Annotated in this window: 21 protein-coding genes; 10 read left to right on the top strand and 11 right to left on the bottom strand. The window is 62.2% G+C overall.

From position 1 onward, the window contains the following. Positions 1 to 56 precede the first annotated feature (56 nt). Positions 57 to 3,452 carry an ATP-binding protein gene (locus BM43_RS23760; protein WP_036048740.1) on the bottom strand — a complete coding sequence of 1,132 codons (3,396 nt, stop codon included), beginning with the start codon at positions 3,450 to 3,452 and terminating at the stop codon, positions 57 to 59. A gap of 151 nt (positions 3,453 to 3,603) precedes the next feature. On the opposite strand from BM43_RS23760, the gene BM43_RS23755 reads away from it, so the two are divergent. From BM43_RS23755 to BM43_RS39350, 3 genes are all read left to right on the top strand, one after another. Then, entirely contained in the window at positions 3,604 to 4,260 is a 657-nt protein-coding gene (locus BM43_RS23755) for a response regulator (protein WP_036048742.1), read from the top strand. Between the two features lie 172 nt (positions 4,261 to 4,432). Then, a complete protein-coding gene (locus BM43_RS23750) occupies positions 4,433 to 5,095 on the top strand; it encodes a response regulator (RefSeq protein ID WP_029949405.1) in 663 nt (220 codons plus the stop codon). A gap of 361 nt (positions 5,096 to 5,456) precedes the next feature. Further along, positions 5,457 to 6,274 (top strand): IS5 family transposase gene (locus BM43_RS39350; protein WP_088555423.1). Its coding sequence is split into 2 segments (ribosomal slippage): positions 5,457 to 5,805 and positions 5,805 to 6,274, totalling 819 coding nucleotides; the frame shifts between segments, so codons are not numbered across the junction. Here BM43_RS39350 and BM43_RS39345 read toward each other — a convergent pair. The 5 genes from BM43_RS39345 to BM43_RS39325 all read right to left on the bottom strand — a co-directional run bounded on the left by BM43_RS39345 (position 6,213) and on the right by BM43_RS39325 (position 10,329). Continuing rightward, the gene (locus tag BM43_RS39345) at positions 6,213 to 7,661 is read right to left on the bottom strand and encodes a T6SS phospholipase effector Tle1-like catalytic domain-containing protein (RefSeq protein WP_080752203.1); all 1,449 of its coding nucleotides are present in this window, start codon (positions 7,659 to 7,661) and stop codon (positions 6,213 to 6,215) included. The two genes, BM43_RS39350 and BM43_RS39345, sit on opposite strands and share 62 nt — an antisense overlap. A 19-nt stretch (positions 7,662 to 7,680) precedes the next feature. Next, on the bottom strand, positions 7,681 to 8,160 hold the full coding sequence (locus BM43_RS39340; protein ID WP_080742317.1) for a DUF3304 domain-containing protein: 480 nt from the start codon (positions 8,158 to 8,160) through the stop codon (positions 7,681 to 7,683). A 436-nt stretch (positions 8,161 to 8,596) separates the two neighbouring features. Beyond that, positions 8,597 to 9,082, bottom strand: coding sequence for a DUF3304 domain-containing protein (locus BM43_RS39335; RefSeq protein WP_080742316.1), 486 nt, complete (start codon positions 9,080 to 9,082; stop codon positions 8,597 to 8,599). Then, on the bottom strand, positions 9,079 to 9,564 hold the full coding sequence (locus BM43_RS39330; protein WP_080742315.1) for a DUF3304 domain-containing protein: 486 nt from the start codon (positions 9,562 to 9,564) through the stop codon (positions 9,079 to 9,081). Before BM43_RS39330 ends, BM43_RS39335 begins: the two co-directional genes overlap by 4 nt. 285 nt (positions 9,565 to 9,849) lie before the next feature. Beyond that, positions 9,850 to 10,329 (bottom strand): DUF3304 domain-containing protein, encoded by a 480-nt coding sequence (locus tag BM43_RS39325; RefSeq protein ID WP_230676242.1) that lies wholly within the window; start codon positions 10,327 to 10,329, stop codon positions 9,850 to 9,852. 434 nt (positions 10,330 to 10,763) lie between these two features. Here BM43_RS39325 and BM43_RS23740 point away from each other — a divergent pair, with 434 nt between their 5' ends. Next, positions 10,764 to 12,551 (top strand): DUF262 domain-containing protein, encoded by a 1,788-nt coding sequence (locus BM43_RS23740; protein WP_036048746.1) that lies wholly within the window; start codon positions 10,764 to 10,766, stop codon positions 12,549 to 12,551. Positions 12,552 to 12,801: 250 nt separating this feature from the next. On the opposite strand, the gene gyrB is transcribed toward BM43_RS23740, so the two are convergent. From gyrB to dnaA, 3 genes are all read right to left on the bottom strand, one after another. Further along, complete coding sequence (gene gyrB / locus BM43_RS23735) at positions 12,802 to 15,279, bottom strand: DNA topoisomerase (ATP-hydrolyzing) subunit B (RefSeq protein WP_036048748.1); 2,478 nt, start codon at positions 15,277 to 15,279, stop codon at positions 12,802 to 12,804. A 225-nt stretch (positions 15,280 to 15,504) separates the two neighbouring features. Then, positions 15,505 to 16,611 (bottom strand): DNA polymerase III subunit beta, encoded by a 1,107-nt coding sequence (dnaN, locus tag BM43_RS23730; RefSeq protein WP_013696089.1) that lies wholly within the window; start codon positions 16,609 to 16,611, stop codon positions 15,505 to 15,507. Between the two features lie 194 nt (positions 16,612 to 16,805). Next, positions 16,806 to 18,389, bottom strand: coding sequence for a chromosomal replication initiator protein DnaA (gene dnaA / locus BM43_RS23725; RefSeq protein WP_013696088.1), 1,584 nt, complete (start codon positions 18,387 to 18,389; stop codon positions 16,806 to 16,808). 430 nt (positions 18,390 to 18,819) lie between these two features. Between dnaA and rpmH the strand changes: the two genes are divergently transcribed. From rpmH to yidC, 4 genes are all read left to right on the top strand, one after another. After that, a complete protein-coding gene (rpmH, locus tag BM43_RS23720; protein ID WP_004198824.1) occupies positions 18,820 to 18,954 on the top strand; it encodes a 50S ribosomal protein L34 in 135 nt (44 codons plus the stop codon). A gap of 16 nt (positions 18,955 to 18,970) precedes the next feature. Then, entirely contained in the window at positions 18,971 to 19,438 is a 468-nt protein-coding gene (gene rnpA / locus BM43_RS23715; RefSeq protein WP_036048750.1) for a ribonuclease P protein component, read from the top strand. 78 nt (positions 19,439 to 19,516) lie between these two features. Beyond that, positions 19,517 to 19,783: a membrane protein insertion efficiency factor YidD gene (yidD, locus tag BM43_RS39310; RefSeq protein WP_013699794.1), complete on the top strand. Its 267-nt coding sequence runs from the start codon at positions 19,517 to 19,519 to the stop codon at positions 19,781 to 19,783. A gap of 8 nt (positions 19,784 to 19,791) precedes the next feature. Continuing rightward, the gene (gene yidC / locus BM43_RS23710; protein ID WP_013699793.1) at positions 19,792 to 21,453 is read left to right on the top strand and encodes a membrane protein insertase YidC; all 1,662 of its coding nucleotides are present in this window, start codon (positions 19,792 to 19,794) and stop codon (positions 21,451 to 21,453) included. A 98-nt stretch (positions 21,454 to 21,551) separates the two neighbouring features. Here yidC and BM43_RS23705 read toward each other — a convergent pair whose 3' ends face one another. Both BM43_RS23705 and BM43_RS23700 read right to left on the bottom strand, forming a co-directional pair. Beyond that, positions 21,552 to 21,974, bottom strand: a complete 423-nt coding sequence (locus BM43_RS23705) for a transcriptional regulator (protein WP_036048752.1) — start codon at positions 21,972 to 21,974, stop codon at positions 21,552 to 21,554. 332 nt (positions 21,975 to 22,306) lie between these two features. After that, entirely contained in the window at positions 22,307 to 22,726 is a 420-nt protein-coding gene (locus BM43_RS23700; protein ID WP_036048754.1) for a transcriptional regulator, read from the bottom strand. A 340-nt stretch (positions 22,727 to 23,066) separates the two neighbouring features. On the opposite strand from BM43_RS23700, the gene mnmE reads away from it, so the two are divergent. Both mnmE and BM43_RS23690 read left to right on the top strand, forming a co-directional pair. Beyond that, positions 23,067 to 24,473 carry a tRNA uridine-5-carboxymethylaminomethyl(34) synthesis GTPase MnmE gene (mnmE, locus tag BM43_RS23695; protein WP_036048756.1) on the top strand — a complete coding sequence of 469 codons (1,407 nt, stop codon included), beginning with the start codon at positions 23,067 to 23,069 and terminating at the stop codon, positions 24,471 to 24,473. Between the two features lie 217 nt (positions 24,474 to 24,690). Then, the gene (locus BM43_RS23690) at positions 24,691 to 26,367 is read left to right on the top strand and encodes an RNA-binding domain-containing protein (RefSeq protein ID WP_036048758.1); all 1,677 of its coding nucleotides are present in this window, start codon (positions 24,691 to 24,693) and stop codon (positions 26,365 to 26,367) included. Positions 26,368 to 26,412: the final 45 nt, after the last annotated feature.

Genomic DNA, 26,412 nt, shown 5'->3' with positions numbered 1-26,412 from the left:
GGATTGGTTCGTGGATGCGTGGTTGATTCCTGGAGAGAAAAAACCACGCGATTCATTCACGATTGCTTGCCGGTATTTGGCAATGCGAGCAAGGCGTCAAGCAACTCGGTGAGCGCCTGATGCGCGCCTTTCACACCTTCGTCCTGGATCCGATGTTCGAGGTCGGTGCATTGCCTGGCCAGTTCGCGCCGGCGGAACACGCCCAGCGCGCCCTTGAGCGAATGCAGCTCGGCGAGCAGCGCCGGCGCGTCGTTGCGCGAGGCGGCATCGCGCAGCACCTCGATCGACCTCGCGCAGGCATGGCCGAACGCCTCGACGAGCTCGGGCGACATCGGCTGCGCGCCGAGCGGCGCATCGTCGTGCGGGCCATCCTTCGGACTCGACGCGCCCTGCCCGCTGATTTCGCCCAGGACGCGCGCCAGCCCGCTCAGCGACAGCGGCTTGATGGCCACCTCGCGAATACCCAGCGCGGCGCAGCGGCGGCGCTCGTCGAGCGTCGCGTCGGCCGTCACCGCCACGATCGGCGTGCCGGGCCAGCGCTCGCGCACGATGCTGGCCAGCACGTAACCGTCCATGCGCGGCATGTTCAGGTCGGTCACTATCGCGTCGAAGCGCGTGTCCGAGAGCGCTGCCAGCGCCTCGATGCCGTCGGCCACGAGGCGCGCCTGGCAGCCCAGCAAGGCGAGCTGCTCGGCGAACAGCTTCTGGTTGACCTCGTTGTCCTCGGCGACCAGCACCTGCAGGCCGAGTTGCCGGGCGGGCGTGCTTGCCGCCGCGGCCGCCGCCGCGGGCGCGGGCGCGGTGCCGGTTGCCGGCATGAGATCCGGCGTGATCAGCGGCGTGCCCTTCACGACATGTTCGAGCGCCGCGCGCAGGCCGAGCGGCGAATGGCAGGACACCGTGAGCACGCGGCCGATCCGCATCGGCTGCAAGGGGCCGTCCGCGCTGCAGTTGATCACCGCCTCGCAATCCTCGACCAGGCGGTTCTCGCTGGCCGCCGACCAGTTGTCGCGCTCGCCGCAGATCACCAGCACACGGCCGCTCGCGTCGTCGATCCGGTCGGGATGGCGAGCTGTCTGGAGCGTGGCGCCCCAGGAGGCGATCAGGCTCGCGGTGCCCTCGTGCCGGTCGTCCTCGGCCGCGAGCAGGATCACGGGCGCGCCTTCCAGCGTGGCGGCGTCCTCAACCAGCGGCACGCCGGCCGGATCCTCGCGATCGAGCGGCACGCGCACGGTGAAGCGGCTGCCCTGCCCTGGCTCGCTTTGCACGTCGATCGTGCCGCCCATCTGCGTGACCAGCCGCTGGCACAGCGCGAGGCCCAGGCCGGTGCCGCCGAAGCGTCGCGAGATCGAGGAATCGGCCTGCATGAAGGCATTGAAGAGCGTCGAGAGATGGGCCGCCTCGATGCCGATGCCGGTATCGGCCACCTCGATCACCAGCATGCCGCCGCGCGCGCACGGCAGCCGCTCGACATCCAGCGAGAGCGTGACCTTGCCCTGCCCGGTGAACTTGATCGCGTTCGACAGCAGGTTGTTGACCACCTGCGCGAGCCGGCCCGGATCGCCGCGCATGGGCTGGTCGACCGCGGCGCGGAACTGGCCGACCAGGGCGATGCGCTTGAGATGCGCGGCCGGCGCGAACATCGCGAGCGAGCGCGTGATGGTGTCGACGAGGCGGAAATGCATGTGCTCGAGCCGCATCTCGCCGGCCTCGATCTTGGAGAAGTCGAGCACGTCCTGGATGATCGCGAGCAGGCCGTTCGAGGAGGCGCGGATGGTGTCGAGCCGGTCGCGCTGCAGGGGATTCAGCGCGGAATGGCCGAGCAGCTCCAGGTTGCCGAGGATGGCATTGAGCGGCGTGCGGATCTCGTGGCTCATCGCGGCCAGGAAGGCGGACTTCGCGGCATTCGCCTGGTCGGCGGCGAGCTTGGCGTGACGAAGCTGGTGTTGCAGCGCCTGGCTGGCCGTCATGTCGACGAAGGCCGTGACCAGTACGTCCTTGCCCAGGTAGCGGCCCAGCGCGAAGCGCGCCTGCAGGGCGAGGTCCTTGCCGTCGCGCGTGCGCAGCAAGACGTCTTCCTGGAATACTTCGTCATGCGAATCGTGTCTTGCCGAAGCGAAGCGCGCGTGAAGTCGCTTCAGCTCGTCGATCAGGCGCGGCATGCCGCCTTCCACCAGTTCGGCCAGCGCGACCAGCGAGGAGCCGCCATAGAGCAGCTCGCCGCTGCCGGTGGAGACCAGGCCGATGCCGACCGGCACCGTCTCGATCATGGTGCGGCTCAGGCGCTCGCTGTCGAACACCTGTTCCGAGCGCGCGTACATCGGCTGGAACACGCGGCGGTTGAGCTGGGACAGCAGCAACCAGACGAACGCAAAGCCGGCCAGGGCGATCGCCGTGGCCGTGAGCGCCTTGCTCGCGATCGCCCTGACGACGTCGCGCCAGGAATAGGTGTAGACGAGCGAGAAGCCGGTGTCGCCGAGCGGCGTGCCGAGCACGAAGCGGCCGTCGCCGCGATATTCGGCGAGACGTTCGCCGCTCGTGTGCCGGATGCGGCTCCATCGAGAGATTGCGTCGGCTGTTTGCGGTTCTGCATGCTTGCCCGCCGAGAGCGCGACGATACGGCCGTCGCTGCCGACGATCGCGAAGCTGCCGTCGTGGGCGCCATCGGCGATCGGCCAGAGCAGGTCGGCCGGATCGACCTCATTGACCAGCACGGCCTTGACCTGCCCGTGGAGCAGCACCGGCGAGGCCAGCTGCAGCACCTTGCGGCCGTTCGGCAGCGGATAGAGGCGAGGCACCCACCAGGCCTTGGGCGCGAGCGCCAGCAGGTGGCTGGGCGCGTCGAAGGCGAGGCTGCCGGCGCCCTCGGTCAGCTCGCGCACGAAGGTCGCGCGGCCGGCGTCGGTGGCGAGCTGTTCGGGGTGCTCGACGCTGGTGGCCGGCACGATCGCCACCACGGTGCGGCTCACGTTGAAGATGATCTGCGTGGGCGGGCGCGCCAGCACCCTGGCGGTGGCGGCGCTGGCACGGCCGATCTGCGTCGAGAACGAGAAGGCGCGTTGCAGGGTGGCGTCGCTGAGCGTGGCCTGCGGCGCGCCGGCGATCAGCATCTCGGTGGGCTCGGATGGGAAGGGCCGCCAGCGCAGCAGGTTGCCGTTGGCGCGGAACCGGGCGACCTGCTCGGGCGGCACCTCGCCTGCGTCGTTTGCGGCCATCTCGGCGCGCGCGAGGCCCCCCAGGAAGGCCTGCTCGACCGCGCCGAAGCGGCCGAGCACCAGGCGATAGGCGCCGGTGAAGGCCTGGCGCTGGTCCGCCAGGTGCGCGTCGACCAGGTAGACGAGCTCCGAGACCAGCGCGAATACCATCACCACGGCCGCAGCGCAGCGCCCGCCGACTACCAGCAGGCGGTGGTAGCGGCGCAGATCGTCGAGGGTCTTGCGGAGGATGGGCATGGCGGGTTCGTGGTGCGTTGCGGTACGGATTCGGGGCCGGGTGAGGTGCCGACAGTCGCGACGGTACACCAGCTTGGCGCCATGGTGGGCCGGTTACACTATCGCACTCCAAACAAATTACGAGCCGCCGGCTTGAAGGCCGTCATCCAAGATGAAGATCCGCGTGATCCTGTCGGACGATCACCCGACCGTGCTGTCCGGCGTGCGGCATGAGCTGGCGCGCGTGCCGACCGTTGAGATCGTGGGTTCGGCGCTGGGCGCCGATGAACTGCTTGCGCTGCTGGAGCGCAGCCACTGCGATGTGCTGATCACCGACTACGCGATGCCGGGCGGCGCGGCGGTCGACGGCTTGCCGCTGCTGCGGCAACTGCGCCGTGGCTGGCCGGCGATGAAGGTGGTGGTGCTGACCACCATCGATAATCCAGCGCTGCTCAAGGAAATCGCCAAGACGGGCGTGCAGGGGCTGCTCAGCAAGATCGACGAGGTGGACCATCTGATCGCGGCCACGCATGCGGTGTATGCCGGCGCGAATTACCAGTCGCCGAGCGTGCGCGAGAAGCTGGCGGTGCAGGCGTCCTCGGCGAGGGCGGTGGAGGCGATGACGACCAAGGAGGCCGAGGTGATTCGGCTTTACGTGTCGGGCCTGTCGATCAGCGAGATTGCCGCGCAGCTCAATCGCGCGAAACAGACGGTGAGCGCGCAGAAGGGCAGCGCGATGCGCAAGCTCGGTATCGAGCGCGACGCGGACCTGTTCCAGTACGCCTACGAGACAGGCCTGGTGGCTGCGGGACCGAAGGACGCAGGCTGACGAGTTCGTTGCGCGTCAGACAGATGGATTCGATGTTTCCCCGTTATTGCTCGCCAAAATAGGACTTTTCTCATGTTTCTCAGGAGAAAATTTGACGAGTCAGATGCCTGCGCCGATGGGCCGCCGCTACAGTCGATTGCCTATCGACACGCCTGCGCGGAGGGACCTCGTCATGTTTGCCAATACCACCTTCAATGTACTGATCGCGGATGATCATCCGCTCGTGGTGACCGGTGTGGAATCGGCGCTGCGCGATTTGCGTTCGCTGAGGATCGTCGGGACGGCGGGGAATTCCACGCAGATCGTCGAGCGGTTGGGGCGGGAGGCTTGTGATCTGTTGATCACGGATTTCGTGATGCCGGATGGGAGGTATAACGATGGGCTCACGATGCTGACTTACATCCGCTCGCATTTTCCGGATCTGCCGGTGATTGTGTTTACGGCGGTGGATGGGATTGCGTTGACGGGGGAGCTGACTCGGCTGGGGGTGAAGGCGATCGTCAACAAGGCGGATGATGTGGGGCATCTGATCTCGGCGATCTATGCGGTGCATGCGGGTAGTGAGTATCTGTCGCCTAGTGTGAGTCGGGCGAATCCCAGGCTCCGGGGGACGGCCAGGCGGGGTGGGTTGACGCGGAGTGAGCTGGAGGTGCTGAGGTTGTATGTGTCGGGGCTGTCGATCACGCAGATCGCCGATAAGCTCAGGAGGACGAAGCAGACCATCAGCGCGCAGAAGATCAAGGCCATGCATAAGCTGGGAGTGGAGAGGGATGCGGATCTTTATCTCTACATCTATCAGTCGAAAAGGGGGGATTCGGAGTTGTTTGGGATTTGAGGGGTTGATAGACAATCAATGCCGTCATCGGCGGGGCGGTAGGAAACCAGATTCGGTTTATGCGACAGCAGCGTCGCTCGGGCCGACAGGATCGTTTTGCGCAAGATAGCGCGTGTCATCGCAGTAAATCCCACGTTGCTCCCACAAGGCACACGGCCACGAGGTGAAGGCCGCGACCGACTCGTGAATGTATTCCGCGAATAATTGATCGACTGCAAGCGGTATCGCGCCTGCTTCATCCCATGCGGCGAGGATCCCTTTTTCGTAAGGCCTAAGAGACGGTTTCAAAAAGGGCCCGAGGGGCTGTTAACTTTCGCGGCGAGCTGTTAACCTCAGGCATCGGAACAACCGAGACGAGGAGATGGGCAAGCCAATCATCGACGACGAGTTGTGGACACTGATCGAGCCGTTACTGCCGCCATCCAAGCCACGGCGCAAGAAGAACCCGGGCCGCCTGCCGGTTTCGAATCGCGCCGCGCTGACCGGCATCTTGTTCGTTCTCAAGACCGGACTGCGCTGGCGCGATCTGCCTGCCGAGATGGGTTGCGGCTCGGGCGTGACATGTTGGCGACGGCTACGCGATTGGCAGGCTGCCGGTGTGTGGGACCGTTTGCACGAGCTGCTGCTCGCGAAGCTGCGCGCAGCAGACCAAATCGACTTCTCGCGAGCCGCTGTCGATTCATCATCGATTCGCGCAGTTGGGGCGGGCCAAAAACTGGGCCAAACCCAACCGATCGCGCGCGACCCGGTTCCAAGCACCACATCGTCACCGACGCCAACGGCACGCCGCTTGCCGCGATCCTGACCGGCGCGAACGTCAACGATGTCACGCAATTGCTGCCGCTGATTGACGCGATTGCGCCGATTCGCGGACTGCGAGGCCACCCGCTGCAAAGACCGCGTGTGGTCTACGCCGATCGAGGATACGACTCCGAGCGACATCGACGAGCGTTGCGCAATCGCGGTATTGAGCCGGTGATCGCCAGGCGCCGTACCGAACACGGCAGCGGCCTTGGCAAATATCGCTGGGTCGTTGAACGCACGCATGCTTGGCTGCATCACTTCCGTCGCCTCCGTATTCGTTTCGAGCGACGTGCGGACATTCACGGCGCGTTCCTCAAACTCGGTTGCTGCCTGATCTGCTGGAATACCCTTCGGCGCGTCGAGCAGCCTTTATGAAACCGTCTCTTAGCTCGCGCGGCTGCGGTGGATACGAGCGATTGCCGGCGTGTGGCTCGATCGGGTTGCGGAGGAATTCTATGTGCCTCTCGAGGCGGCGTTGCTCGCGTAATAACTGGCGGGCTTGTTGTTCGGGATCCTTGGGGACGTCGTAGACCCATTCGTTGGGCTGGCAGGTTGGGTGGTCTTCGTTGGTTCCTGCCGGGATGGATGCGCAGAATGCGGCGCCGACTTTTTCGTAGAGATGGCCGAGGACGCGTTCGTCTGCGTTTTGGCGGGAGAGGATGCTGCGCCAGCGGAAATTCAGGTAGCGGTGTGGGTGGATCAGGGATTCGAGATCGTCGCTGGAGGGGGCGGGGAGGGCGGAGAGGTAGTCGGTGTAGAGTTTGGTGATTCGGGCGTTGTCGTCCCACTGGAAATCGTCCCTCAATTGCGGGTCCATTTGGTCCAACGATTTCAAAGGCACGCCGGATCGCAACGCTTCAGCAAGCATATGGCGTAAAGGAATTAATGACAGGTCCTGAGCACGTCCTTGCTCGTCGGGGCCGTAGCCGCCACCTACGTCGGAATGCACACCGGGATATACGACTTCCTCACAGTTGGTCGGATAAGCTTTGTCGACTCGCACCGAGTCAAGTGGGAACGCTCGCCGCACCTCGTGCGCGGAAATGTAGTGAACGCAACGTTCCACTTCGGGCGGAATGGCCAATTCAGAGGCCCAATCGAGATGCAATGCGGGACCACCAACTGATGCGACGGTGTCGAAGATCCCCATGAAATTGATCCTTAGTGGCACACGTGTACCGCTTGGCGCTGACCAATACAGCTTGCCACCATCCTTCGCGCATTTTTGCTCGATGAGGCGGCGGACAAAAGCACGAGCTTCTGTCGCCCCACGCGAAAATCCAAAAATTGCCACGGTGATTTCGCGCATGTGCAGCCATGATCCTGGTCCCCATTCAATTTCGAGGCGTCGAGAGAATTCCCCAAGCGCAAATTTGATGCGCAGATCGCCACCGGCTCCGAGCCCGAGCCCTCTAATGCCACCTTCATCGTCTTTCAGGTGGTCGGTGTAGCCGGCGATCTTGATGAATTTAAAGGGTGTGCCAACGCCAGGAAGATATAGAGGCCTTGACTCCTCCTGCAAAGAATCCCTTGCTACTCGATAGAGCTTGACGACATTTGAATGCTTGTTCAGAGGTACGTCGCGGGCCATATTGTTGTTCGTGCCATCGAAGAAAAACGACAATGACGGGTAGAGTCGACACGCGATTTGATCAGCTTGAGTGGCCGGACATTGGTGAAGTATCCGTTTCGTCGCGCCGTCAATTGCTGCCTGATTAAGCGCGTCGTCGGTAATCGGTTGGTCGGCTTGTCGAACTGTCATAGATGGCCCGCGGGAATATTTATTTGGACAGGCATCCGACGCTGCTTGGCGAAAACGCTAGTGAAGCCGTATTGCGATCTCTAAGAATGACGCACAAGTAAGCGTCTGACTTATGCCAATCGGGATCTTGATGTGGACCACTTGCAGGGAAATTTGCCAGGATGCTATGTTTTTCGCTCGGCACCGTGATTGCCTTGGTTTTGGGGTCCTCTTCTCGCCCCCACTCCCACGTAACGGTGACTGGTTTGCTCCAGTCTTTCAATCCTGGGAAGCAGCACGCCGCCTTCGTTCCTCCTGCTTGAGCAGATACATCGCCAGCCCAATATTTATCGACAAAAATATTCACTGCATAGCGGCTTGTGTGGTTCGCTGGCACCATCGCGAGTGCTTGTCCGCTTCCAGCAAATGGATCGTCTGGCATTGCGCCAGCGCATGCGGCTAGCGTAAAACTTGAAAAGGCTATTGCAAATACCAAGCCCTGACGTTTTGCTAGGATCATTGAGTTTTTCGAATTGGGTGCATGCTTTGATGGATGAGGCGTTGATCGCACGTAGTTGGTAGATCCGCCGATGATCATGCCGTACTTTTAAAATAAGCTTCGAGAGCGATGCATGGAGTGCTGACAAGCTTACTGCATTTCGTTGCAAGCCCAACGCCCTTGATGCTTTTTGCCGCGTGTTCTAGTCAGTGGACCGATTGGTCTGGTTGATGAGCAGGCTGATCTGGTGGGGGCTCAAAATTGTTGGTGGTGGACCGCTCAGAATCGTCACCGCTTGGGGTGTAAGGCGTGACCGTGCTAAACGGTTGACAAGTTCTTGGGAGAGATCGCATCCATTCGATTGATCGGTTGCTGGCGTTCGTCGCCCCGTCAATGGCGGCGTGCTCGAGTTCGTCATCTGTCGTTGGTGTATCTGTTTGTCGTACAGACATCTTGGTTACTTGCTCATACAACCGGAGCGCGTTTGAGAAAATGCCAATGTAGCCGTGTCGCGGTCTCGCAAAATCACACATAGATAGGCATCCGATTTGTACGAATCCGGGTCTTGATGCGGGCCGCCTGTGGGAAAGTTCACCTGGACGCTGTGCTTTTCGTCCGGTGCCGTAACCGCCTTGGTTGCCGGGTCTTCTTCATAGCCCCACTCCCACGTCACGACAACCGGCTTGCTCCAGTCTTTCACGCTCGGGAAGCAGCATGTCGCGCCAGTGCCGCCTCCGTGGCGGTGCGCTCCTCCTGCCCAATATTTGTCGACGTAGATGCCTACCGTATAACGATCGGTGTGATTGACGGGCACCATCGCGAGTGTGCGACCGCCTGCTGCCGACGGATCGTCGGGCCCTGCATTGGAGGGCGCGCAGGCGGTGGGCACGACGGCTAAGAATCCGGCCGCGAGCGTTAGATCTCGGAATTTAGAAAGAGTCATTTGTCCATGCAATCTGAGGCACGCGGCGAGAACGCTAGTGCTGCAGTATTTCGGTCTCGAAGGATGACACACAGATAGGCATCCGAATTGTGCCAGTCGAGATCGTGGTGTGGGCCGCCAGCGGGAAAGTTGACCTGAACGTTATGCTTTTCACGAGGCATGGTCGTTGCCTTGGTTACCGGGTCTTCCTCTGTTCCCCATTCCCATGTGACGGTAACAGGCTTGCTCCAATCCTTCATTCCAGGGAAACAACACACCGATGCTGTGCCGCCTGATTGGGGGTACACGCCGCCGGCCCAATACTTATCGACATAGACGCCAACCGTATAGCGGTCGGTGTGATTAGCGGGAACCATGGCAAGCGCGGGGCCGCCATCAACGAACGGGTCCTCGGACGCGACGTCGAGCTTGGCACAGGCAGCTAAGGCGAAGATGGAAAATACTGCTGTAAGCGCCAGGCTTCGAAGGGGCGAGAAGCTCATCTTTGCGTTCCTGGCGATATGTGCTCTTGATGCGTTTGATGATGATGGTTTAAGTCGTAGGACATGCTAATGATGAAGGCCACCTTCAGCGAGGAAAGCGACTGCTCGTATGTGTTGTGCGGCACAAGCCTATAGCACTTCGCCAGTGCTTGAGCTTCAGTGATGCCTTTTGTCGCGCTATCGACGGTGAGCCCATGGAGGCTTTCGTGGATGGCTCGTTTGAGCTTATCGTCAGTGGCGGTTTTCAGCCTGTTAGCCCGACTGGGCTGCTTCTTGCAGGCGTTGTCACTTGCTCATACAACCCGATCCGGTTGGAGAAAATGCTAACTCGGCCGTGTTGAGGTCTCGCAGGATGACACACAGGTAGGCATCCGATTTATGCCAGTCGAGATCGCGGTGTGGGCCGCCAGCAGGAAAGTTGACCTGGACGCTATGTTTTTCACGAGGCATTGTGATTGCCTTGGTTGCTGGATCTTCCTCTGTTCCCCATACCCATGTAACGGTAACGGGCTTGCTCCAGTCCTTCATGCCGGGGAAGCCGCATGTCGACTTTGTGCCGCCAGCCTGAGGGTTCACTCCCCCGGCCCAATGCTTGTCAACATAGATGCCTACCGTGTAGCGGTTGGTGTGATTGGCCGGCACCATCGCGAGAGTTTGCTCACTTCCGGCACGTTGATCATCCATGACACTGGCGCATGCGGCTAGAGTAAAGCTCGAAAACACTGCTATAAATATCGGGCTCCGAAATTTGGCAAGGGTCATCATGTGCGTTCTAAGCGGCAGATGTCGTGATTAGGTTGGATGCTTATTGATTGTTGCCAAAGGACGCGACGCTGGTAATGCGGAACATTCAAGATAGGTATCGACGGCGGTGCGCGGAATGCTGCACAAGCTTACTGTATTTTTTTTCCAAATTAATACCGTCGATGCTCTTTGCCGCATGTTCGTTAGTTGGTGAACCGGTTCGTAAAACCGCAAGTGGCGTTGAGCGTGGCGGGCCGTTGTTGAGTCGGGCCTTGAGTGATAACCGCTCTCTTTGGAAAGGTACGGCATAATTCCATACAAAGGGAGCTTGCCAGGGCGACTGTCACTGTTCGCCTTGATGCACTCGACAAGGATCGTCTTACCAAAATCACAGCGCTGCGCGGCATGAGGATGTCTGCGCTCGTATCTACAGTCGTAATCGAGAGGCAGACCACATGAGTTTCCGTACCGCAGAGCCAGCGCTTAAGGATGTTCTCGACGGCATCGCTGCCGGCCAAATTCAGCTTCCCGATTTTCAGCGCGGCTGGGTCTGGGACGACAACCACATCCGCTCACTGATTGCGAGCCTTTCGCTGTCTTATCCCATCGGGGCGGTCATGTTCCTTGAAGCGGGGGGCGTGCCTTTTAAGCCGCGGCTGTTCGCGGGGGTGCATCTCCAGCCGGCACCCAAGCCCAAGACTTTGGTGCTCGATGGCCAGCAGCGCCTGACCTCCATGTATCTGTCGCTGCGCAGCGGCCAGCCGGTGCCGACGCGCACGGAGAAAGGTGCGGACATTTCTCGGCTTTACTTCCTCGACATGGCCAAGTGCCTGGATCCAGACGCTGACCGAGAGGAGGCCGTGATATCGGTTCCCGAGACTCAGCAGATCACCACGGATTTTGGCCGCAAGGTTGAATTGGATGTCAGTACGCCCGACCTTCAGTATGCCCAGCGCATATTCCCAGTCGCGCTGCTGTTCGACATTCAAGGCTTCATGATTTGGGAGAGCGGCTTCAGTGCGCATCACCAGTTCGATGCGGAGACGATGCAGTTCATGCAGAAGTTCCGCAACGAGATCTGGCTGCGCTTTCAACAGTTTAAAGTGCCGGCCATCGAGTTGACTCAAGACACCCCCCGCGAAGCCGTATGCCAGGTGTTTGAGAAAGTGAACACCGGCGGAGTGACGCTCACTGTATTCGAGCTGATGACGGCCACTTTTGCTGCCGACGAATTCAACCTGCGCGACGACTGGGATGCCCGTCGTGAGCGGTTGACTGCCAAGCACGACGTGCTGGAGGCGGTGGATGGCACGAGCTTTCTGACGGCTATCACCCTGCTGGCCAGCTACCGGCGACACCTGGCGCAGAAGACCGCGGTTAGCTGCAAGCGTGCTGACGTGCTAAAGCTGAATCTGGGTGATTTCAAGGCACTGGAAGCTGCGCTGGAGTTGGGCTTTAAGCGTGCCGCCGAACTGCTGGCCGAAGAGAAGATCTTTGACGAGCGCGGCTTGCCTTACGCCACGCAGTTGGTCCCCTTGGCCGCCATTTGCGCGCAGCTGGGCGACCGGACGACGCTGCATAGCGTCAAGCAGAGCCTGCTTCGCTGGTACTGGAGCGGCGTGCTGGGTGAGTTGTACGGGGGTGCCAACGAGACACGCTTCGCAATGGACATTCAAGATGTCGTTGCCTGGATTGACGGCGGTGCGGAACCGCGCACGGTACGCGACGCAAATTTTGCCCCCACCCGCCTGCTATCGTTACAGAGCCGTCTAGCGGCGGCCTACAAGGGCCTGGCCACTCTCTTGATGAAGCACGGTGGGCGCGATTTTGTCAGTGGTACGCCCATCGACCTGAATACCTACTTCAACAACGCCATCGACATTCACCACATCTTTCCGCGCGCTTGGTGCGAAAAGCAGAAGTTGCCCAAGGACAAGTGGAACAGTGTGGTCAACAAGGCACCGCTTGCCGCGGGCACTAATCGATTCATCAGCGGTGATGCGCCCAGCGTCTACCTGGGCCGTATTGAAAAGGCCAAGCAAGTGCCGCCGCACAGCTTGGACGAGTTCCTGGTTTCGCACGTCATTCCGGCGCCGGTTCTCCGGGCGGACGACTTTGACGCCTTCATCCGCCTGCGCGCCGGTGCATTACTGAATCTCATTGAGCAGGCCACGGGCAAGGCCGTGTCGGGGCGCGATAGCGAGGATACTGTCAAGGCATTTGGGGGCGCTTTGACGTCGTGACAGCCTGACATGGTTTCATCACCGTCTGGTATCTCTTTCAGAAAAGATAAAAGGGGTTGCGGGTAAATCACCTGTAACCCCTTTTGATATTCATGATAGGGAAGACGGGATCGAACTCCCGACCTTCGCATTGCGAATGCAATGTCAGAGTATTCGCGGCCAGGATAGCTGGCTTCCACAACCTAATTCAGCAGTCGTAGACCATCGCACTAGCCGTATATGATCTAGCACCCTGCATTAGGATCACCCCTCAAACATCAATATTCCCCGCCCGCAACGCATTACTCTCAATGAAAGCCCGACGCGGCTCCACCTCATCCCCCATCAGCGTCGTAAAGATCCCATCCGCAGCAATCGCATCCTCGATCTGCACACGCAACAAGCGCCGCACATTCGGATCCATGGTCGTCTCCCAAAGCTGCTCGGGGTTCATCTCCCCCAGCCCCTTATACCGCTGCTTGGAGACATTGCGCTCCGCATCGGCCATCAGCCACTGCATCGCTCCCTTGAAGTCCTTCACCGCTTGCGAACGCTCGCCACGCTTGATAAGCGCCCCTTCCCCGATCAAATCCTTGAACGTATCGGCGGTGCTAACCAGCTGCTTGTAATCGGCGGTGAGCAAGAATTCCTCATCGATCACCGAAACCCGCACATTCCCGTGATGAGGCCGCTCGATCCGCAGCGACCAATGCTCGCGAATCTCGTCATAAGTCGGAATCACGCGCACTTCATTCTTCATCGCGTCGCTTTCCAGCATCGCCGCCTGCAGCGCGCTTGCCGACTTCAGCGCCGCGTCCTCGCCGGCCAGATCAATCGCCACGCCATCCATCACGGCCTCGAGCGCCGCCGGGTCATACAGGCGCCCCAAGCGCCCCACCACCGCCCGCGACAGCAAATACGACCGAGCCAGCGCCCCGAGCGCCTCACCCGAGATCGCATCCGCGCCGCTACCCGGCTGCAGCTCCGAGCCCTGCAGCGCCAGCCGCAGCATATGCGCGTTCAGCTCGCTCTCGTCCTTCAGATACCGCTCGTCCTTCCCGGCCTTGATCTTGAACAGCGGCGGCTGCGCGATATACACATAGCCGCGCTCGATCATCTCCGGCATCTGGCGATAGAGGAACGTGAGCAGCAGCGTCCGGATGTGCGCGCCATCCACGTCCGCGTCGGTCATGATGATGATGCGGTGATAGCGCAGCTTCTCGAGGTTGTAGTCCTCCTTGCCGATCCCGCAACCCAGCGCCGTCACCAGCGTGACGATCTGCTCCGACGACAGCAGCTTGTCATACCGCGCCTTCTCGACGTTCAGCACCTTGCCGCGCAGCGGCAGGATCGCCTGGAACTTCCGATCCCGGCCCTGCTTGGCCGATCCGCCTGCCGAGTCACCCTCGACGATATAGATCTCGCACTTGGCCGGATCCTTCTCCTGGCAGTCCGCCAGCTTGCCCGGCAGGCCAACCCCATCCAGCACGCCCTTGCGTCGCGTCATCTCGCGCGCCTTGCGGGCCGCATCGCGCGCCCGGGCCGCTTCGACGATCTTGCTGCAGATGATCTTCGCGTCGTTCGGCGTCTCGAGCAGGAACTCCTCCAGCGCCTTCGCCACCACTTCCTCGACCGGCGCGCGCACTTCCGACGACACCAGCTTGTCCTTGGTCTGCGAGCTGAACTTCGGTTCCGGCACCTTCACCGACAGCACGCAGGAAAGCCCTTCGCGCATATCGTCGCCCGAGGTTTCCACCTTGGCCTTCTTGGCGATCTCGTTGTCGACGATGTACTTGTTGATCACGCGCGTCATCGCCGCGCGCAAGCCCGTGAGGTGGGTGCCGCCGTCCCGCTGCGGAATATTGTTGGTGAAACACAGCACGTTCTCGTTGTAGCTGTCGTTCCACTGCATGGCCACTTCCACGCCCACGCCATCCTTCTCGCCGATGATGTGGAAGATCGTGGGATGCAGCACGCTCTTGGTCTTGTTGATGTACTCGACGAAGCCCTTCACGCCGCCCACGAAGGCGAAATCGTCTTCCTTGCCCGAGCGCTGGTCGGTCAGGCGGATCCGCACGCCGTTATTCAGGAACGACAGTTCGCGAATCCGCTTGGCCAGGATGTCGTAGTGATACTCGACCGTGCCGAAGATGGTCGGATCGGCCATGAAGTGCACTTCGGTGCCGCGGTTCTCGGTGTCGCCGGTGACTGCCATCGGCGACACTTCCACGCCGTCGCGCGTTTCCAGCACGCGGTCCTGCGCCACGCCGCGATGGAACTCCATGAAGTGCTTCTTGCCGTTGCGCTTCACCACCAGGCGCAGCCAGCTCGACAGCGCGTTCACGCAGGACACGCCCACGCCGTGCAGGCCGCCCGACACCTTGTAGCTGTTCTGGTCGAACTTGCCGCCGGCGTGCAGCTCGGTCATCACGATTTCGGCGGCGCTGCGCTTGGGCTCGTGCTTGTCGTCCATCTTCACGTCGGTCGGGATGCCCCGGCCGTTGTCGGTGATGGAGATCGAGTTGTCGGCGTGGATCGTGACGTGGATGTCGTTGCAGTAACCCGCCAGGGCCTCGTCGATCGAGTTGTCGAGCACTTCGAATACGAGGTGGTGCAGACCAGTTCCATCCGATGTGTCGCCGATGTACATCCCGGGACGCTTGCGGACCGCTTCCAGACCTTCGAGGATCTGGATCGACGAGGCGCCATAGCTGCTGTTGTCGGGTTGCGAGTTGTGCTGTTCAGTCATGGATGTCTTCCGGTTCTGCTGGCCGCCTGAAGTGCTGCGGCCGGGTCCTGCCTGCGGGCAAACGGGGCTCGTCGAATGGTCGTTTCACGGTGCTGGCTCGCCGCTTCGGGTACGAAATGGGAGGGAAAACAGTCGCGAATCGGCTGGCCGGGTGCGAGCCCGTCTGTGCCATAAAAACGCCAAAGGGGCGTGGCGCCCCTTGGTGTGTCCGGTGTGTCGAATGCCTCAGATGCGCATCGGCATCACCACGTACTTGAATTCGTCGTTCTCGGGAACGGTGATCAGCGCGCTCGAGCTGGCGTCGCCCAGGCTCACCTCGATGTTGTCCACCTTGAGGTTCGCGAGCACGTCGAGCAGGTAGGTGACGTTGAAGCCGATGTCCACCGTGTCGCCCTGGTAGGCGATCTCGAGTTCTTCCTGCGCCTCTTCCTGGTCGGCATTGGTCGACATGATCTTCAACTGGCCCGGCGCGATGATGCAGCGCACGCCCTTGAACTTGTCGGAGGTCAGGATCGCGGCGCGCTGCAGCGAACGCTGCAGTTCCTCGCGGCCGATCGTGAAGGTGTTCTTGTGCGCCTTCGGGATCACGCGCTGGAAGTCGGGGAACTTGCCCTCCACCAGCTTCGACACCAGCTCGACCTGGCCGAAGGTGAACTTGGCCTGCGTCTGCGCGATGTCGATCTTGACCGTGTCGTCGATGTCCTCGAGCAGGCGTTGCAGCTCGAGAATCGTCTTGCGCGGCACGATCACTTCCTGGCGCGGGAAGGCGCCGCCCTCGATCTTCATCGAGGAATAGGCCAGGCGGTGGCCGTCGGTGGCCACGGCCATCAGCTGGTCGCCGTCCACCACCAGCAGCATGCCGTTCAGGTAGTAGCGGATGTCCTGCTGCGCCATCGCGAAGTACACCATGCCCAGCAACTGGCGGAACGCCTTCTGCGGCACCGCCAGGCTCGCGCCGAAATCCTTCGATTGCGCGACCGTCGGGAACTCGTCGGCGGCCAGCGTCTGCAGGGCGAAGCGGCTCTTGCCCGATTGCACGGTCAGGCGCTTGTCGGCCAGCGACAGCGTCACTTGCCCGTCAGGCATCGCGCGCAGGATGTCCAGCAGCTTGCGGGCAGCCACCGTGGTCGCGACCTGTTCGCCGCCCACGCCGAAATCGGCGCGCGTGGTGATCTGCAGCTCGAGGTCGGTCGACAGGAACGATACGTCGGAGCCCGTCTTCGTGATCAGCAGGTTCGCGAGGATCGGCAGCGTATGGCGGCGTTCGACGATACCGCTTACCGTTTGCAGCGGCCTGAGGAGGGTGTCTCGTTCGGTCTTGACCAGTTGCATAGAGTTCCTTCGTTGAATTAACGGCCTGCAAGCCACGCAAGCCCGCCCGGCGGGCCGCTGTCTACCCGCCGCCCGGGCGGTCACAAACCTGTATTGTGCCTCAAAACAGAACCGCCCCTTTTAAATTCACCCGGATCGGCGTATTCATCGCGCGCGCGTGCGAGTCCCGCCGGGATTCGCGATGCGCGCGGCATTCAACCCTTCAGCGTCTGTTCCAGCACGTGCAGCTCGTGGTTCAGCTGGGCATCCTTGCTGCGTTCGTCGGCGATCTTGCGCACCGCGTGCAGCACGGTGGTGTGGTCGCGCCCGCCGAACAGCTCGCCGATCTCGGGCAGGCTCTTCTGCGTCAGTTCCTTGGCCAGGTACATGGCGATCTGGCGCGGCCGCGCGATATTGGCGGGCCGCTTCTTCGAGTACATGTCGGCGACCTTGATGTTGTAGAAGTCGGCGACGGTCTTCTGGATGTTCTCGACCGAGATCTGCCGGTTCTGCACCGTCAGCAGGTCCTTCAGCGCTTCCTTGGTCAGCTCGATGGTGATCTCGCGGCCATGGAACTTCGAGTACGCGAGGATCTTGCGCAGCGCGCCTTCCAGCTCGCGCACGTTCGAGCGCAGGTGCTTGGCCACGAAGAAGGCCACGTCCTCGGACAGGTTCACGCCTTCCGATTGCGCCTTGCGCATCAGGATCGCCACGCGCATTTCCAGCTCGGGCGGCTCGATCGCCACCGTCAGGCCGGAGTCGAAGCGCGAGATCAGGCGGTCGTCGATGCCTGAGATTTCCTTCGGGTAGGTATCGCTGGTGATGATCACCTGCGCCTTGTTGGCGACCAGCGCCTCGAACGCGTAGAAGAACTCTTCCTGCGTGCGCGACTTGCCCGAGAAGAACTGGATGTCGTCGATCAGCAGCAGGTCCAGCGAGTGGTAATAACGCTTGAAATCGTCGAAGGCCTTGCGCTGGTAGGCCTTCACCACGTCCGAGACGTATTGCTCGGCGTGGATGTAGCGGATTCGCGCGCCGGCCTTGTCGAGCAGCAGCTGGTTGCCGATCGCGTGGATCAGGTGGGTCTTGCCCAGGCCCACGCCGCCGTAAAGGAATAGCGGGTTGTAGGACACACCCGGGTTGTCGGCCACCTGGATGGCCGCGGCGCGCGCCAGCTGGTTGGCCTTACCGGTGACGAAATTGTCGAAGGTCAGGACCGGGTTCAGCTTGGAGCGCTCGTAGGTCGAGTCGGCCGCGTCGCCGCCGGCCGGCGCGTTCGCGCCGGGTCGCCAGGTGCGGCGGCCGGCGGCGGCCTCGTGGGCGGTCAGGCTGGGCAGGTCGAGATCGGCGGCGTCGTCGGCGTTCAGCGCGGCGGCCTGGGCCGCGGCATGCGCGGCCGCCTGGGCGGCTTGCGCGGCGGCCACGGCCGGGTTCGGCGCGGCCTGCCGCACCGGAGCGGCGGCCGGCATGGCCGCCTCGGGTGCCGGCGCGGTGCCGGTGGCGGCCACCGACGGGCGCGGCGCGACCGAAGGCGCGGCGCTGCGCGCGCCGGCCTTCGGGTCGAGCACGAACTGCACGTCGATCGGCGCGTTCCAGAAATCGCGGGCCAGATCGGAGATCCGGCCCGAGAACTGGCTCTTCACCCAGTCGAGCTTGAAGCGGTTGGGGGCGGCAATGGACAAGGTGTGCGCGGAGGCGTCGAAGGCCACCGGCGCCAGCGGTTTTATCCACGTCACGTACTGTTGGGGCGTCAATTCACGCTCCAGCAGGGCGGAACAGTGTTGCCAGAATTCGTTCATTGAGTTGCTGTCGTTCTTGGGTTGCACAGCGGCACGAGGCCGCCCTTGTCGCGGATTGGCAACAAGGCCCGGTGCGGCCGAGCGAGCATGCTCCGGAGGCTGGTGCCACAAGGGTTTCGGGCACAGGACGGGCCGGAGCGGCGTGCGGGATTCCTGGAGATAAGGCGAGATTCTACCGCCAAAAGCGTGCGTCGCGGGAGTTATCCACAGGGGAGGGGCGATCGGGCGGGTGGGCACAGGATCGCGGGGGCGGACGCGGAAATGGGGCCGAGGCAGGGCCTAAAGTATTGACCGTCCACAGAAAAACGGTTTAAATAGCGGGTTCCGCGAAAACCAATCCTAGATTTTCGGCGATTGCGTTCGCCCGGTGGCCTGAAGGATCGGGCACGCGGTCCCTGATTACCGATATTCTCGTCAAAGTGAGAGCAACATGAAACGTACCTACCAACCTTCCGTCACGCGTCGCAAGCGTACCCATGGCTTCCGCGTCCGCATGAAGACGGCGGGTGGCCGCAAGGTCATCAACGCACGTCGCGCGAAGGGTCGCAAGCGCCTGGCCATCTAAGGGCGGGCGATACGCCGTGTGTGCCGTGCGCGGCGATGCGGGCAACGCAGTCGCAGGCCCCGGCATCGATCCGTTGCTGGTGGGCGCGACCTTCCCGAAAGCCGCGCGGCTTCTGAAAACGGATGAGTTCTCATCCGTTTTTCGTTTGCGGCCCTGGCGGCGCAGCGCGCACTTCGTGATCTACGGCAAGCCGACGGGCGGCGACGCGCGTCTGGGCCTGGTGATCGGCAAGAAGTATGCGCCGCGCGCGGTCACGCGCAACCTGGTGAAGCGCCTCGCCCGCGACGCGTTTCGCCGGCGGCGCGCCGAGTTCGCCGGCTGGGACCTGCTGCTGCGGCTGCATACGCGCTTCGACGCGAAGGCGATGCCGAGCGCGGCGTCCGCGCCGCTCGCCGCGTTGTGCGAGGGCGAGATCCGCGAGCTGCTGGACAAGGCGGCGCGCGAGGTCGTGCGCCGCGGGCCCGCGAAGCCCGCGGCGGACTGAGCTTTCCCCACGAGGTACGGGCCGGATGCATCCCGAGGATATGTCCGGCCACATGGCGGCGCGCAGGCGCCGACTGCTATGCAAACGGTTTTGATCGCGTTGCTGCGTTTCTACAAGGTTGCCGTGAGTCCTTTCCTCGGCAGCCGTTGCCGTTTTTACCCTTCCTGTTCGGATTACGCGCGCGAGGCAATCCAGTATCATGGCGCCGCGCGCGGCACCTACCTGGCCGCCAGGCGCCTGTGCCGCTGCCATCCTTTTTCCGCCGGCGGCATCGATCTGGTACCACCGGCCCGTTCCGGTCCTTGCGCCAGCCACGACGCTGAAGCGCCGTCCCATCGACTCTGAGACAACGCATGGATATCAAACGCACCGTCCTATGGGTGATCTTCTTCATGTCAGCGGTCATGCTGTACGACAACTGGCAGCGTGCCCATGGACGCCAGTCGATGTTCTTCCCGAACGTCACGCAGACCACCGGCGCCTCCTCGACCGATGCGAGCAGCGGCGCCTCGGCGGCCGGCGGCGCGCCGGCGGCCCTGCCGGCCGCCTCGACCACGGCACCCGACTCCACCGCGCCGATCGCCCAGGCGCAGTTGGTGAAGTTCTCGACCGACGTCTATGACGGCGAGATCGACACGCGCGGCGGCACGCTGGCGAAGCTGACGCTGAAGAAGGAAGGCGACGGCAAGCAGCCCGACCTGTTCGTCACGCTGTTCGACCACACCAAGGATCACACCTACCTGGCGCGCACCGGCGTGACGGGCGGCAACTTCCCGAACCACAACGACCTGTACACGCCGGCGGCGGGCAACCCCAGCGCGCTGGCGGCCGGCCAGGACAGCATGAAGCTGTCCTTCGAGTCGCAGGAGAAGGGCGGCGTGAAGGTGGTGAAGACCTATACCTTCACGCGCGGCAGCTACGTGATCGGCGTCGACACCAAGATCGACAACGTCGGCACGGCCCCGGTCACGCCGACCGTCTACATGGAAATCGTGCGCGACAGCACGCCGGTGGAAACGCCGCTGTTCTCGCACACCTTCCTCGGGCCGGCCGTCTACACCGACCAGAAGCACTTCCAGAAGATCACCTTCAGCGACATCGACAAGAACAAGGCGGAATACATCAGCTCGGCCGACAACGGCTGGGTGGCGATGGTCCAGCATTACTTCGCGTCGGCCTGGATTCCGCAGCAGGGCGTCAAGCGCGACATCTATGTCGAGAAGATCGACCCGTCGCTGTACCGCGTGGGCGTGAAGGAGCAGGTCAAGACCATCGAGCCGGGCCAGTCGGCCGACGTGTCGGCGCGCCTGTTCGCCGGCCCGGAAGAGGAGCGCGTGCTGGAAGGCATCGCACCGGGCCTCGACCTGGTGAAGGATTACGGCTGGGTGACGATCATCGCCAAGCCGCTGTTCTGGCTGCTGCAGAAGATCCACGGCTACGTGGGCAACTGGGGCTGGTCGATCGTGCTGCTCACGCTGCTGATCAAGGCCGTGTTCTTCCCGCTGTCGGCGGCGAGCTACAAGTCGATGGCGCGCATGAAGGAAATCACGCCGCGCATGCAGGCGCTGCGCGAGCGCTTCAAGAGCGATCCGCAGAAGATGAACGCGGCGCTGATGGAGCTCTACAAGACGGAGAAGGTCAACCCGTTCGGCGGCTGCCTGCCGGTGGTGATCCAGATCCCGGTGTTCATCTCGCTGTACTGGGTGCTGCTGGCCTCGGTGGAAATGCGCGGCGCGCCCTGGATTCTCTGGATCCACGATCTGTCGCAGCGCGATCCGTTCTTCATCCTGCCGGTGCTGATGGCCGGTTCGATGTTCCTGCAGACGCGCCTGAACCCGACGCCGCCGGACCCGGTCCAGGCCAAGATGATGATGTTCATGCCGATCGCGTTCTCGGTGATGTTCTTCTTCTTCCCGGCCGGCCTGGTGCTGTACTACGTGGTCAACAACGTGCTGTCGATCGCGCAGCAGTACTACATCACGCGCACCATCGGCAAGAAGAAGGCGGCCAGCTGATCGAGCTGGAAACTGCCTGTGCTGGATGCATGAAGAAAAACCGCCCGGTCTAGCCGGGCGGTTTTTTTATGCTTGGCGGAAACGGAAAGTTGCGCGGATCAGTGCTCGGAGGCGTCGCCGTAGAACTGTTCGATCAGCTCCTGCACCAGGTAGCGGTGATGCGGCGAAAGCGCCTCGATCTTGGTGGCCAGCTCGATCGTCTCCGGCGTGGGCGGGTATTTCTCGTCGCGCGGCAGCGGCTTCGGCGTGTTGCGCGCGGCTACCGAGGGCGGCGGCCCGTAATGCAGCCAGTGCGCGTCGACGCGCAGCCAGCCGGCCAGCGTCTCGAGCTTGTCGGTGGTCGGAATGGTGCGGCCGGTCAGCCATTTGTGCGCCGTCTGCGGCGAGACCGGGTGCTCGCCGTGGTGCCGCAGGTTGAAGTGCAGGGCGAGTTCGGTCGCGCCCGAGACTTTTTCCGGGCTGCGCATCAAGGCGAATTTCAGGCGTTCCGAAAACGCCGTTTTCTCATCTCGGGTCGGCATGCGCCAGATTGTGCAAGCGAGCCTTGGCTATAGCGACAACCGGTCGCGCCATATTTATCTCAAATGAGTGGCGATTTAGCTGTTTTCGGATGGGTAATGCGCGCAGTGCTATCTCTAAAATGCCATGCTGTTTGGGGATGCTCGGCATGTGAAGCGCTGCGGCACCAAGAGGCTGGCCCGAGACGATTTAGCGTGTTTAGGAGAATGTGCCGCATCGTGGATAGCTGTCTGAGGGGCTTTGTCCCGAATGCAACTAACGGCCGAATCCGCGCGGTCCGGGCGAAGTGGGTGAATCCTGTTGATCGCGACAGTGCGCCGCGTCGATGCGAAGCTCAGCGCCCCGTCGCGCCGCCGTAGAACTGCTCGATCAGTTCCTGTACCAGGTAACGGTGATGGGATGAGAGCGCTTCGATCTTGCTGGCCAGTTCGATCGTCTCGACGGTGGGCGGGTAACGTTCGTCACGCGGCAGGGGATTGGGCGTGCCCGCCGAATTGCTCGGCGGCGGGCCGTAGTGGAGCCAGTGCAGGTCGACCCGCAGCCATTCGGTGAGCGTGACGAGTTTGTCGACGGTGGGAATGGTGCGGCCCGTCAGCCATTTGTGGGCAGTTTGTGCCGATACCGGTTGCGCGCCGCGATAACGCAGATTGAAATGCAGCGCCAGTTCCGTGGCTCCCGAGGGCTTCTCCGGACTGCGCTGTAGCGCGAATTTGAGGCGTTCCGAAAACGCCAGTTTTTCGTCAAGGCTAGGCATGCGCCGATTGTGCAATCGGGGTTCGCGTCCGATAACAACCGGCTGCGAAAGATTTATCTCATTGAGCGCTGAGAGGTACTGGCCGAAAGGCCAGTCGATACCCGGTATTATCTCGTAAATAGGCGGTGGGAGCGGATTTCGTAACCTCGATGCGTGAGACGGCGAATCTCAGTATTAGCGCAATCGAGCTAAAAGAGGATGCCTGCCTGCCACTCACATCCAACGGCTTCATGTCCCCGCCGCGAGCCCGTGGCGCCTGGGCGGCCACGCTACAATGCGGCGTTCCGGCGGCGACCTCATGACGCTGGTCCGAACCTCCTTTCCTGATCCCGATATCCCGATGCCAGCTACCGATTCCGATCCGATCGTCGCCATTGCAACTGCTTCCGGCCGCGGCGGGATCGGCGTGGTGCGCGTGTCGTTCGGTCGCGCCGGCGCCGCGGCGGCCGAAGCGCTGATGCGCGCCGTGTGCGGCCAGGTGCTGGCGCCGCGCCACGCGAGCTACGTGCCCTTTCTCGACGCAGCCGGGGCGGCGCTCGATCGCGGCATCGCGCTGTACTTCACCGCGCCGAATTCCTACACGGGCGAACACGTGCTCGAACTGCAGGGCCACGGCGGCCCGATCGTGCTGCAGCTGGTGCTGCAACGCTGCCTCGACGCCGGGCGCGAGCACGCCTTGCGGCTCGCCGAGCCCGGCGAGTTCACGCGTCGCGCCTTCCTCAACGACAAGCTCGACCTGGCGCAGGCCGAGGCCGTGGCCGACCTGATCGAGGCGAGCACCGAGGCGGCGGTGCGTTCGGCCGGCCGCTCGCTCGACGGCGTGTTCTCGCGCGACATCCACGCACTGGTCGAGGACGTGATCGGCCTGCGGATGCTGGTGGAGGCGACGCTCGACTTTCCCGAGGAGGAGATCGACTTCCTGGAGGCGGCCGATGCGCGCGGCAAGCTCGCGCGGATCCGCGAGCGGCTCGCGCAGGTGCTCGGCGACGCGCGGCAGGGCGCCTTGCTGCGCGAGGGCATGTCGGTGGTGCTGGCCGGGCAGCCGAACGTCGGCAAGTCCTCGCTGCTCAACGCGCTGGCCGGCGCCGAGCTGGCTATCGTCACGCCGATCGCCGGCACCACGCGCGACAAGGTCGCGCAGACCATCCAGGTCGAGGGCATTCCGCTGCACATCATCGATACCGCCGGCCTGCGCGAGACCGAGGACGAGGTCGAGAAGATCGGCATCGCGCGCACCTGGGGCGAGATCGAGCGCGCCGACGTGGTGCTGCACCTGCTCGACGCGCAGACGGGCCTCGGCGCCGAGGACCGCGCGATCGCCGAGCGTTTCCCGGCCGGCGTGCCGGTGGTGCGTGTGTTCAACAAGACGGACCTGAGCGGCGAGGCGGCCTCGGTGACGCACCCGGGCAGCGGCGCGGCGGGCGAGGTCGATCTCACCGAGCTGCGCTTGTCGGCCAAGCAGGGCGACGGGATCGACCTGCTGCGCGCCGAGCTGCTGCGCATCGCCGGCTGGCAGGCGGGCGCCGAAAGCGTGTATCTCGCGCGCGAGCGGCACCTGGTGGCGTTGCGCGCGGCGCGGGAGCATCTGGCCCAGGCGGCGGATCATGCGGATCAGAATGCGCAGGCGCTCGATCTGTTTGCCGAGGAGCTGAGGCTGGCGCAGGAGCAGTTGAATTCGATCACCGGGGAATTCACCTCGGATGATCTGCTGGGGGTTATTTTTAGTCGGTTTTGCATCGGGAAGTAAGCCGGCGCGGTGGGCCGGCCAGAGTTGCGTGGATGCTCGCGAGCTGTTCAGGTGCGCTTTCAGGAGGCCTGTCCACCACGACTGATAAATTGACCGCCTGAATTCGAATGAGTAGGTTCACAAAAGAGTAAGGACACAGCAATTGAACCGGTGCTGAAGCAAGGGGAGTCACGGTCGAAGGCTTGATCGAAGTGATGGAGGCAGCAGAGGAGAGAGGATGACGCAACCAGACTTGAGCCAGCGGCTGAGCAGCCTGATCGCCACTTGGGAGAACGAAGTGGCTGAATTCAAGCAGGCTGACAACAACTACAGTACTGACGAGATAGGCAAGTACTTCTCTGCCCTGGCAAACGAAGCCAACCTTCGCCACACCGATGGCGGCTGGCTGGTGTTCGGTGTGAGCAACAAGACTCGCCGCGTGGTGGGCACGGACTATCGCCCTCAATCCGAGCGTCTGCAATCGCTGAAGATGCAGATTGCCGAAAATGCGGAACCTCGCATTACCTTCCGCGAAATCCATGAATTGGCGCACGCCGATGGCCGTGTGCTGATGTTGGAGATCCCTGCAGCACCGCAGGGCATTCCGATTGCCTGGAAAGGCCACTACTACGCTCGTGCCGGCGAAAGCCTGACTTCGCTGGGGCTGGACAAGCTGGATGACATCCGCCGCCAAACCCAAGGGCAAGACTGGACGGCACAGGTAGTGGCTGGCGCTACGCTGGATGATCTGGATGAGGCGGCTGTACACAAAGCGCGTGAGTCTTTCGCGCAGAAGTATGCCAACCGTTTCCAATCTGGTGAGGTCGAAGGCTGGTCGGTTCCAACCTTTCTTGATCGCGCTCGCGTCACGCGAAACGGCCAAATAACCCGTACCGCGCTGCTATTGCTCGGCAAGGTTGAATCGACCTTCCACCTCTCTCCCTATCCAGCGCAACTGACCTGGAAGCTGGAAGGCCAGGAGCGGGCCTATGAGCACTTCGGACCACCGTTCCTGTTAAGCACGACACGACTCTATCAGCGTATTCGCAACATTCAGCTTCGGTTGCTGCCGCAAGACGAGTTGTTGCCGATTGAAGTCTCCAAGTACGATCAGAAGATCGTGTTGGAAGCCCTGCACAATTGCCTTGCCCACCAGGATTACACCCGCAATGGGCGAGTGGTGGTGACGGAATTGCCTGACAGATTGGTGTTCGAGAATGAAGGTAGTTTCTTCGAGGGACAGCCAGACGAGTACATCCAGGGCGACAAGACACCACGCCGGTACCGGAACCCGGCTTTGGCCCAGGCAATGGTCGAATTGAACATGATCGACACCATGGGTTATGGCATCCACTCCATCTATGCGGGGCAGGCGCGGCGATACTTCCCGCTACCGGACTATGACCTGAGTGACATCGGCGCAGTCAAACTGACGATTTACGGTGGCGTTGCCGACCCAGCCTACAGTCGTTTGCTGATCCAGAATACTGATCTACCGTTGGCGGATATCCTTGCGCTGGATCGCGTTCAGAAAAAGTTGCCCATCCCGGACGAAGCCGCTGCTCGTTTGCGACGTAGCAAACTGATTGAAGGGCGTAAGCCCAACTTTCACGTCTCGGCAGCCGTGGCGGAGGCAACAGCAAACAAAGCCGACTACATCCGCACCCGTGCGCAGGACGACGCTTTCTACGCCAAGTTACTGACCGACTACCTAGAGAAGTTTGGCCAGGCCAACCGTGCTGAAATCAACAAACTACTGATGGACAAACTGAGCGATGCCCTGGATGACAAGCAAAAATACAACAAGGTCAGTGGCCTGTTGACCCGGTTGCGCCGCCATGGAGTGATCACCAACACTGGCTCAGACACGGCGCCTTGTTGGCGGCTGACAGAGAGAATTGCAAAGAAAAATTAGAGAGTTGCAGAGAGAAGTTCATTTTAATCATATATAAATCAATGA

Origin of the sequence: Burkholderia gladioli (assembly GCF_000959725.1) — a bacterium.
In the GTDB taxonomy this organism is placed as follows: domain Bacteria; phylum Pseudomonadota; class Gammaproteobacteria; order Burkholderiales; family Burkholderiaceae; genus Burkholderia; species Burkholderia gladioli.
The sequence above is the reverse complement of the archived record's forward strand: the minus strand, read 5'-3'. Positions and strand labels throughout refer to the sequence as shown.

Bases quoted from the DNA above. Each gene is read 5' to 3' on its own strand.
- BM43_RS23760 (WP_036048740.1), bottom strand. From the start codon at position 3,452: ATGCCCATCCTCCGCAAGACCCTCGACGATCTGCGCCGCTACCACCGC.
- BM43_RS23755 (WP_036048742.1), top strand. From the start codon at position 3,604: ATGAAGATCCGCGTGATCCTGTCGGACGATCACCCGACCGTGCTGTCC.
- BM43_RS23750 (WP_029949405.1), top strand. From the start codon at position 4,433: ATGTTTGCCAATACCACCTTCAATGTACTGATCGCGGATGATCATCCG.
- BM43_RS39345 (WP_080752203.1), bottom strand. From the start codon at position 7,661: ATGACAGTTCGACAAGCCGACCAACCGATTACCGACGACGCGCTTAAT.
- BM43_RS39340 (WP_080742317.1), bottom strand. From the start codon at position 8,160: ATGATCCTAGCAAAACGTCAGGGCTTGGTATTTGCAATAGCCTTTTCA.
- BM43_RS39335 (WP_080742316.1), bottom strand. From the start codon at position 9,082: ATGACTCTTTCTAAATTCCGAGATCTAACGCTCGCGGCCGGATTCTTA.
- BM43_RS39330 (WP_080742315.1), bottom strand. From the start codon at position 9,564: ATGAGCTTCTCGCCCCTTCGAAGCCTGGCGCTTACAGCAGTATTTTCC.
- BM43_RS39325 (WP_230676242.1), bottom strand. From the start codon at position 10,329: ATGATGACCCTTGCCAAATTTCGGAGCCCGATATTTATAGCAGTGTTT.
- BM43_RS23740 (WP_036048746.1), top strand. From the start codon at position 10,764: ATGAGTTTCCGTACCGCAGAGCCAGCGCTTAAGGATGTTCTCGACGGC.
- gyrB (WP_036048748.1), bottom strand. From the start codon at position 15,279: ATGACTGAACAGCACAACTCGCAACCCGACAACAGCAGCTATGGCGCC.
- dnaN (WP_013696089.1), bottom strand. From the start codon at position 16,611: ATGCAACTGGTCAAGACCGAACGAGACACCCTCCTCAGGCCGCTGCAA.
- dnaA (WP_013696088.1), bottom strand. From the start codon at position 18,389: ATGAACGAATTCTGGCAACACTGTTCCGCCCTGCTGGAGCGTGAATTG.
- rpmH (WP_004198824.1), top strand. From the start codon at position 18,820: ATGAAACGTACCTACCAACCTTCCGTCACGCGTCGCAAGCGTACCCAT.
- yidD (WP_013699794.1), top strand. From the start codon at position 19,517: ATGCAAACGGTTTTGATCGCGTTGCTGCGTTTCTACAAGGTTGCCGTG.
- yidC (WP_013699793.1), top strand. From the start codon at position 19,792: ATGGATATCAAACGCACCGTCCTATGGGTGATCTTCTTCATGTCAGCG.
- BM43_RS23705 (WP_036048752.1), bottom strand. From the start codon at position 21,974: ATGCCGACCCGAGATGAGAAAACGGCGTTTTCGGAACGCCTGAAATTC.
- BM43_RS23700 (WP_036048754.1), bottom strand. From the start codon at position 22,726: ATGCCTAGCCTTGACGAAAAACTGGCGTTTTCGGAACGCCTCAAATTC.
- mnmE (WP_036048756.1), top strand. From the start codon at position 23,067: ATGCCAGCTACCGATTCCGATCCGATCGTCGCCATTGCAACTGCTTCC.
- BM43_RS23690 (WP_036048758.1), top strand. From the start codon at position 24,691: ATGACGCAACCAGACTTGAGCCAGCGGCTGAGCAGCCTGATCGCCACT.